This is a genomic window from Stappia indica, assembly GCF_001696535.1.
Lineage (GTDB): Bacteria > Pseudomonadota > Alphaproteobacteria > Rhizobiales > Stappiaceae > Stappia > Stappia indica.
In genome coordinates this window covers 487,741-501,816 of sequence record NZ_MBQE01000002.1, presented here as the reverse complement: position 1 = coordinate 501,816, position 14,076 = coordinate 487,741, and the positions used below count along the sequence as shown (strand labels likewise).

Sequence of the window (14,076 nt, the reverse complement as noted above, 5' to 3'; positions counted from 1 at the left end):
ACCGCCGCGCCGCACCTTCAAAGCAGCGAGGGCACCAGCGTCGCCAGCGGCGGGAACACATAGACCGCGACGGCGATGCCGAGGATCATGATCCAGTAGGGCGCAAGGCCGCGGAACACCTCGGACAGGCGCAGCTCCTTGTCCGGGATCGCCGCCAGCACCACGAAGGCGCCGATGCCGAAGGGCGGCGTCAGCACGCCGGCCTCGATCACCAGGATGCCGACGATGGCGAAGACCACCGCGTCGATGCCCATCGCCTGCGCGATCGGCCAGAACAGCGGCACCGTCAGCAGCATGATCGAGATGCTGTCGACGAAGCAGCCGAGCACCAGCCAGATCGCCGCCATCACCAGCACCGTGCCGGTAGGTCCGAGCTCCATCGTCTCGAACAGCATGCCCACCACCTGCGGGATGCCGGCGAGCGCCAGGAGCTTGGAGTACATCGCCGCGCCCAGCAAAAGCAGCATGATCGGCGTGACCACCATGCCCGCCTCGCGGGTCGCCTCGACGATGGCACTCCGGCTCATGCCCTTGGCGAGGGACAGCAAAAGCGCACCGGCAAGGCCGACGGCGCTTCCCTCCGTCGGGGTGAAGAAGCCGCCCCAGATGCCGCCGAGCGTGACGACGATGATCGCCAGGATGCCGAAGATCCCGACCGGATCGGGACGCGGTGCGCTTTCCGGCGCAACGGCGGTCTCGGCTTGCACGATCTGCGGGTTGCGGATCGCCCGCACCACGCAATAGAGCGCGAAGAGCACGGCCAGCGCGATGCCCGGCAGGACGCCGGCCGCGAACAGCCGGCCGATGGACTGCTCCGTCAGGATCGCCCAGACGATCATGAAGACCGACGGCGGGATCAGGAGGCCCAGCACCGACGACCCGGCGATGCAGCCGGCGGCGAAGCTGCGGCGATAGCCGGCCGCCTGCATCGAGGGATAGGCGATGTGGCTGAAGGTGGCCGCCGCCGCGACGCCGACGCCGGTCACCGCCGCGAAGAAGGCGTTGCCCGCGACCGTTGCCACCGCAAGGCGTGCCGGCACGCGGGAGAAGGTGCGGTTGGCGGCGGAGAAGAGGTCTGTCGCCGCGCCCGAGCGGGCGATCAGCAGGCCCATCACCGCAAACAGCGGGATCACCATCAGATTGTAGTCGCGAATGCCGTCGAAGGCCGTCTGCTGCAACAGGCCCAGCGTCATCCACCAGTCCTGGAACAGCAGGTAGAGCCCGACGGTCGAGCCGATGAGGAAGGCCAGGGCAATATGCACGCCGGCCAGCGCCAGCACGAAGATGAGGCCAAGGGCGATGACCGCGGTCTGTTCGATCATCGCGCGGTCCTCCGCAGGACGGAGCGGGCCTTGCTGAGGAAGGCGACCGCCAGCATGCACCACAGCAGCGCGACCACGAGGCGCACCGGCCAGGCGGTGACGCGGAACGCGTCGGTGCCGAAGAATTCGTGGGTCCGGTAGGCCTGCTCGATGGGCTCGACGGAGATCGCGGCAAGGCACAGGAACAGCGCCGCGCCGACCAGATTGGCAACCGTCATGGCAAGCTTCAGCACCGCGCCCGGCAGCTTTTCCAGAAGCAGCGTCATCTGCAGCAGCCGATCCTGCAGCAGCGCCTTCATGGCCTGCAGGAAGGTGACGAGAACCAGCGCGATGGCAACGAGGTCGGCCGTGCCGGCGAAGGGGCGCCCGAAGGCAAGACGGGCGCACACGTCATAGACGATGAGCCCGGCACAGAGATAGACGACGAGGCTGCCGAGATCCGCCAGCAGGCTCGACGCCCGGTTGATGAAGCGTTCCATGTCTTTCCACCTGTTGGACGGACGGCACCGGACGGCAGCCGGCCGGACTGAAAGCCCGGCCGGTAACCGCCACTCAGAACTGGTAGTCCGTCGGGAAGGTGTAGCCTTCCTCGCCGAGGATCCGGATATAGGTCCTCAGCACCTCGGCGGTGGGATAGCCCCGATCTTCCAGGCCGACAATCGAGGACACCGGAATGTCGGCCACCGCCCTCGCCCAGCGCGCGCGCTGTTCGTCGGAGAGATCGCGCACGGTGATGCCCTCGGCCGTCAGCTTCTCGGCGAGCTGGCGGTCCCGCTCGGCGCTGCGCTCGGCAACGATCACCGCCGCCTCGGCCGCCACCTCGTCGATGATCGCCACCACGTCCTCGGGCAGCCGCTTGCGGGTGTCCTTGTTCATGAAGGAGACGAAGGTCGACAGCGAGCCGAAGCCGGTGCGGGTGAAGGTCGAAGACACTTCCTTGAGCTGGAAGGCCTCCATGCCGGAAATGAAGAACAGGCTGCCCTCGGCAAGGCCCGTCTGCATCGCCTGGTAGTGCTCGCCGATGCCGAGATTGACCGGCACGGCGCCGATGGGCACAAAGAGCGGCGCGTTGGTGCCGGCCATGGCGATGCGCCGGCCCTTGAGCTCGTCGATGGCCGTCCAGTCGAAGCTGGTGGCAAGGCCGTAGGCCTCGGTGACCATCATCGACAGGATATGGGCGTTGTAGGGCTCCATGCTCTCCTGCAGGCTCGGCACCTCGGCCAGCATGCGCGAGGCGACGCGCCCCTGCAGCACCGGGTCGGACGTGGTGAAGGGCACCATGGCGCTGTAGTTCAGCAGGGCGGCGCGCGACTGCTCGAAGCCGATGGGCGACAGGCCGATGTCGAGCGTGCCGCGCTGCACCGCCTCGACGGCGCCGTCGACCTTGGCGACGCTGCCGCCCCAGGCCTTGATGAAGCGGATGTCGTGACCCGTGCGCTCCTTGACCCGCTTCTGCACCTCCTCGGCGAAGAACGTGTCATAGGTGGCGATATAGGTCAGGCCGGTGGTGTGCCCGCCGCCCATGCGCAGCAGGAAGCTGTCCGCCTGCGCCCCGATGGTGCCGCAAAGCAGCAGCGCCGCCCCGCAGACGCTGCCGCTAAAACCCTTGATCCACGTGCCCAGTTTCATTTTTTTCCCTCCCAGGTATTCCTGCCTCAGATGGCTGCAAGCACTGTGCGTGCAAACTCCTCCGGGGCGTTGACATAAGGATAGTGTCCACCGGAAATTTCCCGGTGGCCGGCCTCCGGCCAGCTGTCGCGGAACAAGGCCCTGGCCCGCTCGCCGACAATCGGATCGTCATGGCAATCGACCACCGTCACCGGGCCGGCGAAACGCTCGCCCAAGGGCACCGGCAGCGACGAGGTCACTTCCAGCAGGCGGCCTTTCAGGTCTTCCGCCGCCAGCCATCCGCTCATGGCCTGCAGCAACAGCTCCGACAGCATCGCGGGCGGGGCCGAGGCCGCGCGCTCGCGCCATTCCTCGCGCAAGCTCGCCGTCGGCGTTGCCGCGATCGCGGCATGGTCGAACAGCGGATGCGGCTTGAGGTCCTCCGCCTCGACGAAGCCGTTGCAGAGGATCAAGGCGCGGAACGGCCCGTCCGTGGCGGCGTGCTGCAGCCACCAGGCGCTGTAGGAGCAGCCAAGGGCAACAGGCGCCGCGAGCCCGAGCTCCATTGCCAGGCGCTCGGTGCGCCGGGCAAGCTCGCGCGGGGCGAGCGTGCCGGGATAGTCGACCAGCACCGGATCCACGCCGCCGGCCGCCAGCAGCGGCGCGGCAAGGCAGAAGAACTCCGAAGTGCCGCTCGCCCCCGGCAGCAGCAGCACGGGCCGCCCCGACGGGGAGGCGGACCGGCGAAACGACAGGGCGCCGTCCGCACCCTGCGTCTTGGGGAAAGCCGCGTCCAGGGCGGCAAGCGGCTCTCCCGTCAGATGTGCGCCAGTGGCCGCCATCAGTTTTCCAGCAGGCCCCGCTCGCGCAGCTCGTCCATCGAGCCCGGCGAGAACTCGGCCTTCGGCTGGTTGCCGCCGATCACGAACATCAGCAGATGCTCCTTGTCCGGCTCGTCGAAGGTGATGTTCTCGAAGCGGCGCTGCACGCCCGGGGGGAACGAGATGACGTCATGCGGGCCGAGCTCGAAGGCCTCGACCTGGCCGTCGACTTCCCACGAACAACGCCAGCGGCCGGTCATCGGAATGAAGGTCTCGTTGGTGTCGTGGTTGTGCATCATCGGCCCCTTGCCGGGCTTGGCATGGCAATAGCCGAGATTGAAGCCCTCAGAGATCTTGATCGACGCGTTTTCCGCAGCCTGTGCGCCCACCGGCGAGGTGGTGGCGACATCCTCACCCTCCGGCGGCTGGAAGCCGACCACGTTGTACAGCGTACGCTTGCACTCCGGATGATTGCTGTCCGGCAGTCCGCCGTCGAACCCCTTGAGTTCCGAGAAAAGGGCAACGCGCTTGCGCATCTCCTCACGGGTGACGCGGATCGTCTTCAAAGCCATTACGACCTCCCTGGCCTGGTTGCGTGATAACCGGCATTGCCGGTTTTGCCCTCCGTGCAACTACGGAGAACTATCACGATGGAGAATGGCGCGAGCAGATCGATTGCAGCAATCGGCTGACCTTGATATGCCTTATTCGATATCCGAATAACTGAAGAGTAAGAGATGGCTGGCCCCGACTACAGCCTGAAGGACCTGCGGGCGCTGGACGCCCTGTTGCGCGACCGGCATGTCAGCCAGGCGGCGAACCGGCTCGGCATGAGCCAGCCGGCGATGAGCATGACCTTGAAGCGGCTGCGCACGGTTTTCGACGATCCGCTGCTGATCCGGCAGGGAAACAAGCACGTCCTGACCGACGTGGCGCGCGGCCTGCACGAACGCGTGCAGATCCTGATCCGCGAGATGGAAGGGCTGGTCGACGACAGCGGCGGCTTCGATCCGCTGCGCTCGCGCCGCACCTTCACGCTGATCCTGACCGACTATATCGACGCGATCCTGATCCCCTCGCTGCAACAGCGGTTCCGCGAGCTGGCGCCGGAAGTGCGGCTGCGCATCGTCGGGCCGGACCCGTTCCGCCTCGCGCGCGTCTTCGGCGAGGGCAGCGTCGACCTGACCGTGTCCTATTTTCCCGATGCGCCGGGCGACCTGATCTCGCGCAGGATGTTCTCCGACAGGATGGTGTGCCTTGCCAGGCGCGGCAATCCGGCCCTGTCCGGCGACCTGACACTGGCCGGGTTCTGCAATCTCGATCATGTCGCCATCGAGCCGGCCGAGGCGACCATGTACCGCGCGGTGCTGGACGAATCGCTGGCCAAGCTGAACCTGGTGCGCCGGGTGGCGATCTCCAAGCCGGACTTCGTCGGCGTGCCGTTCCTGCTCGAGCGCTCGGATCTCGTGGCGACCATGCCCGAGCGCCTTGCCCGACTGTTCACCGCGAAATTCGACCTCGTCACCTTCTCGCCGCCGATAGACCTGCCGCCGCTCGACATCCAGATGATGTGGCACAAGAGCACCCACCTGTCGCCGGCCCATGTCTGGCTGCGCGATCAGGTGATCCAGGTCTGCCGGCAGCAGTCCCCGGGAACCGAGGCGGACTGAGGCTCCTTCAAGCCCCCTTGAGCGCGCGCCGTGCCAGCCGGTCCAGGGACTGCAGGAAGCGGGACCGGTCGCCCTTGGAGAAGGAGCGCCCGCCGCCCTGGTGGAAGGGATCGGCGGCGCGGATGTCCTGCATCAGGTCGCGGGTCGCCAGCCGGCCGCCGATATTGGCCGTATCGAGGATCTGTCCGTCGTGCTGCACCACATGCGCCCCCGCCTTCACGCAGCGGTCGGCAAGCGGCAGGTCGGCGGTGACGACCACGTCGCCGGGGCCGCACTGCTCGGCGATCCACTTGTCGGCCTCATCCGGGCCTTCGGCGACCACCTTCAGGGAGATCAGGCGGTTGGAGGACGGCCGCAAACCGCCGTTGCACACGAGCACGACCGGCACATCGAGCCGGCTCGCGACGCGCTCCACCTCGTCCTTCACCGGACAGGCATCGGCATCGACATAGATCGTGGTCACGCCCCTACTCCCCTTGCCGCCAAAGCGTTGCGGGCACGGCGCGCCGCGCCGCCCCGGTGCCGGCCCTTATAGGGGGTCTTTCGAGAGAGCGAAATCCGGAGGGCGGAAATCGGTGCGACCGGGGCGCCGCTCAGGCCGCCTGCTTCGGCTTGCGGATGGCGGGCGCGGCCTCGACCACCAGCGGATCGAAGCCGGACCCGTTCTCCGCCAGCATGGCGAAGAGCTGGTTGCGCATGCGCGGCTCCCAGAACTTGCTGATGTGGTCGGCGATCCCGGCCACTGCCTCGTCATGCGGACGGGTCCGGAAAAAGCCGGCGATCTGGTTGGCCATGTAGGTCAGTTTGTCAGGCGACATCTTTCAGGCTTCCCCCGATGATCCTTTGCGGATGCGTGAAGAGTTCGAACTCGTCGCCGCGCGCGACGGCCGCGAGCGTGATGCCGGCGGCCTCGGCCTCGTCGACGGCAAGGGCGGTGGGCGCGGAGACCGCGACCAGCAGGCCGCAGCCGGCAACCGCCGTCTTCTGGACCAGCTCGATGGACAGCCGGCTGGTGAGAACGACGGCGCCCGTGGCCATGTCGATCCCGGCGCGCGCCGCCGCACCGATCAGCTTGTCGAGCGCGTTGTGCCGGCCGACATCCTCGCGCACCAGCACCAGCCCCCGCTCGCTCTGGTAAAAGCCGGCGGCGTGGACCGCACGGGTGCGCAGGTTCAGCGCCTGCATCTTGGCCATCGCGGCGACGGCCCGCGACACCTCGGCCGGCGCAAGACGCAAGTCGGCGGCGACGGGCGCGGTCTCGCGCATCGCCGCCTCCAGGCTCTCGATCCCGCACAACCCGCAGCCGACCGGCCCGGCCATCGACCGGCGCCGCTCGGCAAGCCGCTGGCCCGCATCGCCGGCAAGGCTGACCTGCAGGTCGAGGCCGCGGCCGCAATCGACCGTGGCAACCTCCTCGATCTCCGCCACCGAGGCCACAAGCCCCTCGGTCAGCGAGAAGCCGTAGGCCAGATCCTCCAGATCGGCGGGCGTTGCCATCAGCACGGCATGGGACGTGCCGTTGTAGCTGATCGCAACCGCCGCCTCCTCCGCCAGCTCCCGGGTGGACGCGGCGAAGCGACCATTGCGATAGGCGGTGCCGGAGGCGGGACGATGCGTGACCATGCGGCTACTCGGCAGCCTCGATCCGCCGCGACAGGGCCGAGAACTCCTCGTATTTCTCCTGCCAGTCGGTCGGGCCGTTGGACGGCATCACCTGCACCGCCGTCACCTTGTATTCCGGGCAGTTGGTCGCCCAGTCGGAATAGTCGGTGGTGATGACGTTGGCCTGCGTCGTCGGGTGGTGGAAGGTGGTGTAGACCACCCCCGGCGACACACGGTCGGTGATCTGTGCCCGCAAGGCCGTCTCGCCGGAGCGGCTGGCGAGCTTCACCCAGTCGCCGTCCTTGACGCCTCGCGTCTCCGCGTCATGCGGATGGATCTCCAGCACGTCCTCCGCATGCCAGACCACATTGGCGGTGCGCCGGGTCTGCGCGCCGACATTGTACTGCGACAGGATGCGGCCGGTGGTGAGCAGGAGCGGGAAGCGCGGCCCGGTCTTCTCGTCCGTCGCCACGTAGTCGGTGCGGATGAAACGCCCCCTGCCCCGCACGAAGCCGTCGACATGCATGATCGGCGAGCCGTCCGGCGTCTTGTCGTTGCACGGCCACTGCACCGAGCCCTTCTTGTCCAGCATCTCGTAGGAGACATTGGCAAAGCTCGGCGTCGTCGCGGCGATCTCGTCCATGATCTGCGAGGGGTGGGTGTAGGACCAGTTGGCGCCCATGGCATTGGCCAGCATCTGGGTCACTTCCCAGTCCGCGTAGCCGTTGCGCGGCGCCATCACCTTGCGGACCCGGTTGATCCGGCGCTCTGCGTTGGTGAAGGTCCCGTCCTTCTCCAGGAAGGTCGAGCCAGGCAGGAAGACATGGGCGTAGTTGGCCGTCTCGTTCAGGAACAGGTCGTGGACGATGACGCAATCCATCGCCGCAAGGCCGGCCGACACGTGACGCGTGTCGGGATCCGACTGCAGGATGTCCTCGCCCTGGCAGTAGAGGCCCTTGAAGGTGCCGTCGACCGCCGCGTCCAGCATGTTGGGAATGCGCAGACCCGGCTCGTCAGAGATCTCGACGCCCCACATCTTCTCGAAGATGTCTCGCACTTCCTGGCCGTTGACATGCCGGTAGCCGGGCAGCTCGTGCGGGAACGAGCCCATGTCGCAGGAACCCTGCACGTTGTTCTGGCCGCGCAGCGGGTTCACGCCGACACCCGGCCGGCCGATATTGCCGGTGAGCATGGCAAGGTTGGCGATACCGATCACCGTGGTCGAGCCCTGGCTGTGCTCGGTGACGCCGAGGCCGTAATAGATCGCGCCGTTGCCGCCGCGGGCATAGAGCCGCGCTGCGCCGCGCAGCTCCTGCGCCGGGACGCCGGTCAGCGCCTCGACCGCTTCCGGGCTGTGCTTCGGGTCAGAGACGAACTCCACATAGTCCTGGAACTCGTCCCAGTCGCAGCGCTCGCGGATGAAGGTCTCGTCGAACAGCCCTTCGGTGACGATGACATGCGCCAGCGCCGTCACCACGGCGACATTCGTGCCCGGGCGCAGCGCCAGGTGATGCGAGGCCTTCACATGCGGCGTCTTCACCAGGTCGATGCGGCGCGGATCGACGACGATGAGCTTTGCCCCCTGGCGCAGGCGCTTCTTCAGCCGCGAGGCGAAGACCGGATGGCCATCGGTCGGGTTGGCGCCGATCACCATCACCACGTCCGCATGCTGGACGCTGTCGAAGTCCTGGGTGCCGGCGGAGGTGCCGAAGGTCTGGCCGAGGCCGTAGCCGGTCGGCGAGTGGCAGACACGGGCGCAGGTGTCGGTGTTGTTGTTGCCGAACACCGCGCGCGTCAGCTTCTGCACCAGGTAGGTTTCCTCGTTGGTGCACCGCGAGGAAGTGATGACGCCGATAGCGTCCTTGCCGAGCTCGTACTGGATCGCGCGCAGCTTCGTCGCCGCAAAGGCCAGCGCCTCCTCCCAGGACACTTCCCGCCAGGGATCGGTGATCTTCTCGCGGATCATCGGATTGAGGATCCGGTCCTTGTGCGCGGCATAGCCGTAGGCGAAGCGGCCCTTGACGCAGCTGTGGCCGCGGTTCGCCTTGCCGTCCTTGTACGGCACCATGCGCACCAGTTCGTCGCCGCGCATCTCCGCCTTGAACGAGCAGCCGACGCCGCAATAGGCGCAGGTCGTGACCACCGAATGCTCCGGCTGGCCGATCTCGATCACCGACTTTTCCTGCAAGGTCGCCGTCGGGCAGGCCTGAACGCAGGCGCCGCACGAGACGCATTCGGAGGACAGGAAGTCCTCGTGCATGCCCGGCGAGACGCGGCTGTCGAAGCCGCGCCCCTCGATGGTCAGCGCGAAGGTGCCCTGCACCTCCTCGCAGGCCCGGACGCAGCGCGAGCAGACGATGCACTTGGACGGGTCGTAGGTGAAATACGGGTTGGTCTCGTCCTTCGGCATCCAGCGGGCGTTGACCTCGCCCAGCCCGTCGCGCGCCTTGACGTGGTTGTCGCCCTCATGGCCGTAGCGCACATCGCGCAGGCCGACCACGCCGGCCATGTCCTGCAGCTCGCAGTCGCCATTGGCAGCGCAAGTCAGGCAATCGAGCGGGTGGTCGGAGATGTAGAGCTCCATCACCCCGCGGCGCAGCTGCTTCAGCCGGCCGGTTTGGGTGTGGACCACCATGCCGTTTTCGGCCGGCGTCGTGCAGGAGGCCGGCGTGCCGCGCCGCCCTTCGATCTCCACCAGGCAGAGCCGGCAGGACCCGAAGGCGTCGACCATGTCGGTCGCGCAGAGCTTGGGGATCTGGATCCCGGTCTCCATCGAGGCCCGCATCACGGACGTGCCTTCCGGCACGGTGACCTCGAAGCCGTCGATGGTCAGCGTGACCGTCTTTTCCGACGTCGATGCCGGTGTGCCGTAGTCGGTTTCCTTGATCAGCGTCATGGGTTTACTCCGCCGCTTCGGCCATCGGCCGGGGGGTGAAATCCTGGGGGAAATGGGTGAGCGCGCTGAGGACCGGATAGGGCGTGAAGCCGCCGAGCGCGCAGAGCGAGCCGGCCTTCATCGTGTCGCAAAGGTCCTTCAGCAGGTCGACCTGCTCGTCAGAGCGCTCGCCGCCCGCGATCTTGTTCAGCGTCTCGACGCCGCGCACGGCGCCGATCCGGCACGGCGTGCACTTGCCGCAGCTCTCGATCGCGCAGAACTCCATGGCGAACCGCGCCTGCTTCAGCATGTCGACGGTGTCGTCGAAGACAACGATGCCGGCATGGCCGATCAGGCCGTCCTGTGCCGCGAAGGCCTCGTAGTCGAACGGCGTGTCGAACAGCGAGGGCGGGAAATAGGCCCCGAGCGGCCCCCCGACCTGCACCGCGCGGACCGGGCGGCCGTTCGCCGTGCCGCCGCCGATCTCGTTGACCAGGGTGCCCAGCGTCACGCCGAAGGCGGTCTCGTAGAGGCCGCCATGGCGGATGTTGCCGGCGAGCTGGATCGGCATCGTGCCGCGCGAGCGGCCGACGCCGAAGTCGCGGTAGAAGGCAGCGCCCCGGTCCATGATCACCGGCACGGAGGCCAGCGAGAGCACGTTGTTGACCACCGTCGGCCGGCCGAACAGGCCTTCCAGCGCCGGCAGAGGCGGCTTGGCCCGCACGATGCCGCGCTTGCCTTCCAGGCTGTTGAGCAGCGAGGTCTCCTCGCCGCAGACATAGGCGCCGGCGCCCACGCGCACTTCCATGTCGAAGGCATGCCGCGAGCCAAGCACCGATGCGCCGAGAATGCCTTCCCGGCGGGCGATCTCGACCGCCTCGCGCATGATCTCGATGGCATGCGGATATTCGGAGCGCGTGTAGATGTAGCCCTTGGTCGCCCCGGTCGCGATGCCGGCAATGGCCATGCCCTCGATGAGCACGAAGGGATCGCCCTCCATGATCATCCGGTCGGCGAAGGTGCCGCTGTCACCCTCGTCCGCGTTGCAGACGATGTACTTGCGGTCGGCCTCGGCCTTCAGGACGGTGTTCCACTTGATGCCGGTGGGAAAACCGGCGCCGCCGCGGCCGCGCAGCCCGCTCTCGGTCACTTGCGCCACGATATCCGCCGGCTCCATGGCGACCGCGTTCTGCAGCCCGCGCAGGCCCTTGTAGTGGCGATAGTCCTCCAGCGAGAGCGGGTCGGTGACGCCGACACGGGCAAAGGTCAGCCGGGTCTGGCTCTTGAGGAAGGGAATTTCCTTGGTCTCGCCATGGAACAGCGGATGCTCGCCGCCGTCCAGGAACCCGGCCTCGAACAGGCCGGGCACATCCTTTTCGGTGACAGGGCCATAGGCGACACGGCCATGGGCGGTGCGCACCTCGACCAGCGGCTCCAGCCAATGCATGCCGCGCGAACCGTTGCGAACGATCCTGGCTTCGATACCGCGGGCGGAGAGCTCGCGCGCGATTGCACCAGCAACCCGGTCGGCACCGACGGCAAGCGCCGCCGCGTCCCTGGGAACGAAGATCACCGGGGTCATCGGCCTGTCTCCTTCACCAGTTCGCTCATCGCCGCCTCGTCCAGCCGCCCGTGCAACTCGCCATCGAGCATCGCCGCCGGCGCGCAGGAACACAGGCCGAGGCAATAGACCGGCTCCAGCGTGACCCGCCCGTCGGGCGTGGTCTCGTGCCAGTCGATGCCGAGCGCGGAACGCACGCCGTCGGCAAGCGCATCGCCGCCCATGGACTGGCAGGCCTCGGCCCGGCAGATCTTCAGCACATGGCGACCCGTCGGCTCCTTGCGGAAATCATGATAGAAGCTCATCACCCCGTGCACCTCGGCCCGGCTCAGGTTGAGCTCCTCTGCAATGGTGCGCAGCGCCTCATCGGGCACGCAGCCGAACTCCTTCTGCACCTCGTGCAGGATCGGCAGAAGCGGTCCCTCGAGTTCAGCAAGGTCCTCCACGACCGCCAGCGTCCGTTCCGCGACCTGTCGTGACGACAATTGCAATGACATGCGTTTTCTCCCTCGCCTCGCCCGCTTCCCGGAAAGTCCGAAATGCGCGAAGAAACATCAACATCGCTGTTCCGTTGTGCGATTGCACATCCCTATAGATGAGCAAAATACTCCACTTTTACGCACTCTCCCGCCCGCTCCGCTGAGGATGCGCGGGGTCGGCCGCGCCGGATGACCGGCGCGCAAAGCAGGATCGCGAAAACAGCAGCAAGGAGGTCCGGGGCGCTGGCGCCCCGGACCGTGGGATCGCCTCAGGCCTTGGCCGGCTGCGCGCCCTCGGGGCTTGCGTCCTTCGCACCCGCACCCGCGGCGCTCTCCATGTGGTGCCTGGCATCGACCGGCCGCACTAGGGCATTGGCCACCAGCGCGATCACCAGCAGTGCCGCCATGGCATACATGGTGGTGTTGTAGAGGCTCGGCGTCGGGTCGACCGTACCAGCCGGCGCGATCTCCATCAGCTGCGCCACCGTCACCGTCTTTGCCGCGACCAGCTGGTCGAGCTGGTCGATGCCCGCGCCGAACTTCTGCGCGAAGGCCTGCGGATCCACCTTGGACGCAAGGTCCCGCAAGGCGCTGTTGAGCGACATGTTGCGCAGCTCGGTGATGGCGAGCGGCCCCAGAACGCCGGCGGTGCTCCAGGCGGTCAACAGGCGTCCATGGATGCCGCCGACATACTTGGTCCCGAAGATATCGGCGAGATAGGCCGGGATCGTCGCGAAACCGCCGCCATACATCGTGAAGATGATCATGGTGGCGCCGTAGAACATCACCAGCCAGGTCACCGCCGGATCCACGCTGACCTGTGCCGCCGCGAACGGGATGGACAGGTACAGCAGGGTGCCGAGCACGAAGAAGCAGTGATAGGTGTTCTTGCGGCCGATATAGTCCGACGTGGACGCCCAGAAGAACCGGCCGACCATGTTGAACACCGAGATCATGAACACGTAGGTCGCCGCGAAGGCGGAGTTCACGATCAACGGCAAGGTGGTGCCAAAAATCTCCGACATCATCGTCTTGGCGACGCCGATCACGCCGATGCCGGCGGTGACGTTGAAGCACAGCACGATCCACAACAGGTAGAACTGCGGCGTCTTCAGCGCCTGGTCGATATGGACGTTGTTCTGGGTGATCATCTTGCGCGAGGCTGCATCCGCCGTCGGCGGCGTCCAGCCGGCCGGGCGCCAGCCCTCGCGCGGCACGCGGTACGAGAAGGCCGCGATGATCATCACCACCAGATAGACGATGCCCAGGGTGAAGAAGGTGCCGGCGGCGCCCGTGTTGCCGGTACCGGCGACATAGATGCCTTCCTGCAGCGCGACCGGTGCGGCCGCCACTTCCTTGGCTCCGGCAAGCACCACCTCGACCAACTGGCCGTTGACCTCCGCAAGGCGGCGACCGCCCTCGGTGACCAGATCGATGGATCCGAGCGGACCGAGATAGTCCGGCGCCTTGTAGAACACGCCGAGCAGCCACTCCTTGATCGGCGTCGCGATCATCGCGCCGCCGCCGAAGCCCATGATGGCCATGCCCGTCGCCATGCCGCGACGGTCAGGGAACCAGCGGATGAGCGTCGACACCGGCGAGACATAGCCGAGGCCGAGACCGCAGCCGCCGAGCACGCCGTAGCCCAGATAGAGCAGCCACAGCTGGTGCGTCATGATGCCGAGGCCGCCGATCAGGAAGCCGCCGCCCCAACACAGCGCGGCCACGACGCCGACCATGCGCGGGCCGACTTCCTCCAGCCACTTGCCGGCAAAGGCCGCCGACAGGCCGAGAAAGACAATGGCGACCGAGAATATCCACACGACCGACGACAGGCTCCAGTCGCCGGGCGCTGCGGCCACGACGCCGAACTGCTTGATCAGCGGCGGGTTGAAGATGCTCCATGCGTAGACGGAGCCGATGCACAGGTGGATGGCAATGGACGCCGGCGGAACCTTCCAGCGGTTGAAGCCGTCCTCTGCGACGATGTGTTCCTTTTTCAGCCAGTCAAACATGCACCTATTTTCCTCCCGTGCACGGTTGTCGAGGCAGTTCCGGACCGCGTGCCGCGCCGTTGACCGGATCGTCGGCAGTCGCCGGCCGGCTCCTTTGCGGAACCGGATGCCTGCTGCCTGCCC

At 67.2% G+C, this 14,076-nt stretch carries 13 protein-coding genes; 1 reads left to right on the top strand and 12 read right to left on the bottom strand.

The window, feature by feature from the left end; genetic code table 11:
• Positions 1-17 precede the first annotated feature (17 nt).
• From BBX35_RS10190 to BBX35_RS10170, 5 genes are all read right to left on the bottom strand, one after another.
• Positions 18-1,322, bottom strand: coding sequence for a TRAP transporter large permease (locus BBX35_RS10190; RefSeq protein WP_067219383.1), 1,305 nt, complete (start codon positions 1,320-1,322; stop codon positions 18-20).
• Positions 1,319-1,801: a TRAP transporter small permease gene (locus BBX35_RS10185; RefSeq protein WP_067219380.1), complete on the bottom strand. Its 483-nt coding sequence runs from the start codon at positions 1,799-1,801 to the stop codon at positions 1,319-1,321. The genes BBX35_RS10190 and BBX35_RS10185 overlap by 4 nt, the downstream gene beginning before the upstream one ends.
• 73 nt (positions 1,802-1,874) lie before the next feature.
• Complete coding sequence (gene dctP / locus BBX35_RS10180) at positions 1,875-2,951, bottom strand: TRAP transporter substrate-binding protein DctP (protein ID WP_067219378.1); 1,077 nt, start codon at positions 2,949-2,951, stop codon at positions 1,875-1,877.
• A gap of 26 nt (positions 2,952-2,977) precedes the next feature.
• Positions 2,978-3,772: an alpha/beta fold hydrolase gene (locus tag BBX35_RS10175; protein ID WP_067219376.1), complete on the bottom strand. Its 795-nt coding sequence runs from the start codon at positions 3,770-3,772 to the stop codon at positions 2,978-2,980.
• Positions 3,772-4,323 (bottom strand): cupin domain-containing protein, encoded by a 552-nt coding sequence (locus BBX35_RS10170; RefSeq protein ID WP_067219373.1) that lies wholly within the window; start codon positions 4,321-4,323, stop codon positions 3,772-3,774. Before BBX35_RS10170 ends, BBX35_RS10175 begins: the two co-directional genes overlap by 1 nt.
• A gap of 165 nt (positions 4,324-4,488) precedes the next feature.
• Between BBX35_RS10170 and BBX35_RS10165 the strand changes: the two genes are divergently transcribed.
• On the top strand, positions 4,489-5,421 hold the full coding sequence (locus BBX35_RS10165; RefSeq protein ID WP_067219367.1) for a LysR family transcriptional regulator: 933 nt from the start codon (positions 4,489-4,491) through the stop codon (positions 5,419-5,421).
• A gap of 7 nt (positions 5,422-5,428) precedes the next feature.
• On the opposite strand, the gene BBX35_RS10160 is transcribed toward BBX35_RS10165, so the two are convergent.
• From BBX35_RS10160 to BBX35_RS23895, 7 genes are all read right to left on the bottom strand, one after another.
• On the bottom strand, positions 5,429-5,884 hold the full coding sequence (locus tag BBX35_RS10160) for a YaiI/YqxD family protein (RefSeq protein ID WP_067219364.1): 456 nt from the start codon (positions 5,882-5,884) through the stop codon (positions 5,429-5,431).
• A 130-nt stretch (positions 5,885-6,014) separates the two neighbouring features.
• Complete coding sequence (locus BBX35_RS10155) at positions 6,015-6,239, bottom strand: formate dehydrogenase subunit delta (protein WP_067219362.1); 225 nt, start codon at positions 6,237-6,239, stop codon at positions 6,015-6,017.
• Positions 6,229-7,044, bottom strand: coding sequence for a formate dehydrogenase accessory sulfurtransferase FdhD (gene fdhD / locus BBX35_RS10150; RefSeq protein ID WP_067219357.1), 816 nt, complete (start codon positions 7,042-7,044; stop codon positions 6,229-6,231). Before fdhD ends, BBX35_RS10155 begins: the two co-directional genes overlap by 11 nt.
• A gap of 4 nt (positions 7,045-7,048) precedes the next feature.
• On the bottom strand, positions 7,049-9,919 hold the full coding sequence (fdhF, locus tag BBX35_RS10145; protein WP_067219355.1) for a formate dehydrogenase subunit alpha: 2,871 nt from the start codon (positions 9,917-9,919) through the stop codon (positions 7,049-7,051).
• A gap of 4 nt (positions 9,920-9,923) precedes the next feature.
• Positions 9,924-11,480 carry a formate dehydrogenase beta subunit gene (locus BBX35_RS10140; RefSeq protein WP_067219353.1) on the bottom strand — a complete coding sequence of 519 codons (1,557 nt, stop codon included), beginning with the start codon at positions 11,478-11,480 and terminating at the stop codon, positions 9,924-9,926.
• The gene (locus tag BBX35_RS10135; protein WP_067219351.1) at positions 11,477-11,956 is read right to left on the bottom strand and encodes a formate dehydrogenase subunit gamma; all 480 of its coding nucleotides are present in this window, start codon (positions 11,954-11,956) and stop codon (positions 11,477-11,479) included. Before BBX35_RS10135 ends, BBX35_RS10140 begins: the two co-directional genes overlap by 4 nt.
• Before the next feature lie 251 nt (positions 11,957-12,207).
• Positions 12,208-13,953, bottom strand: coding sequence for an OFA family MFS transporter (locus tag BBX35_RS23895; RefSeq protein WP_067219349.1), 1,746 nt, complete (start codon positions 13,951-13,953; stop codon positions 12,208-12,210).
• Positions 13,954-14,076: the final 123 nt, after the last annotated feature.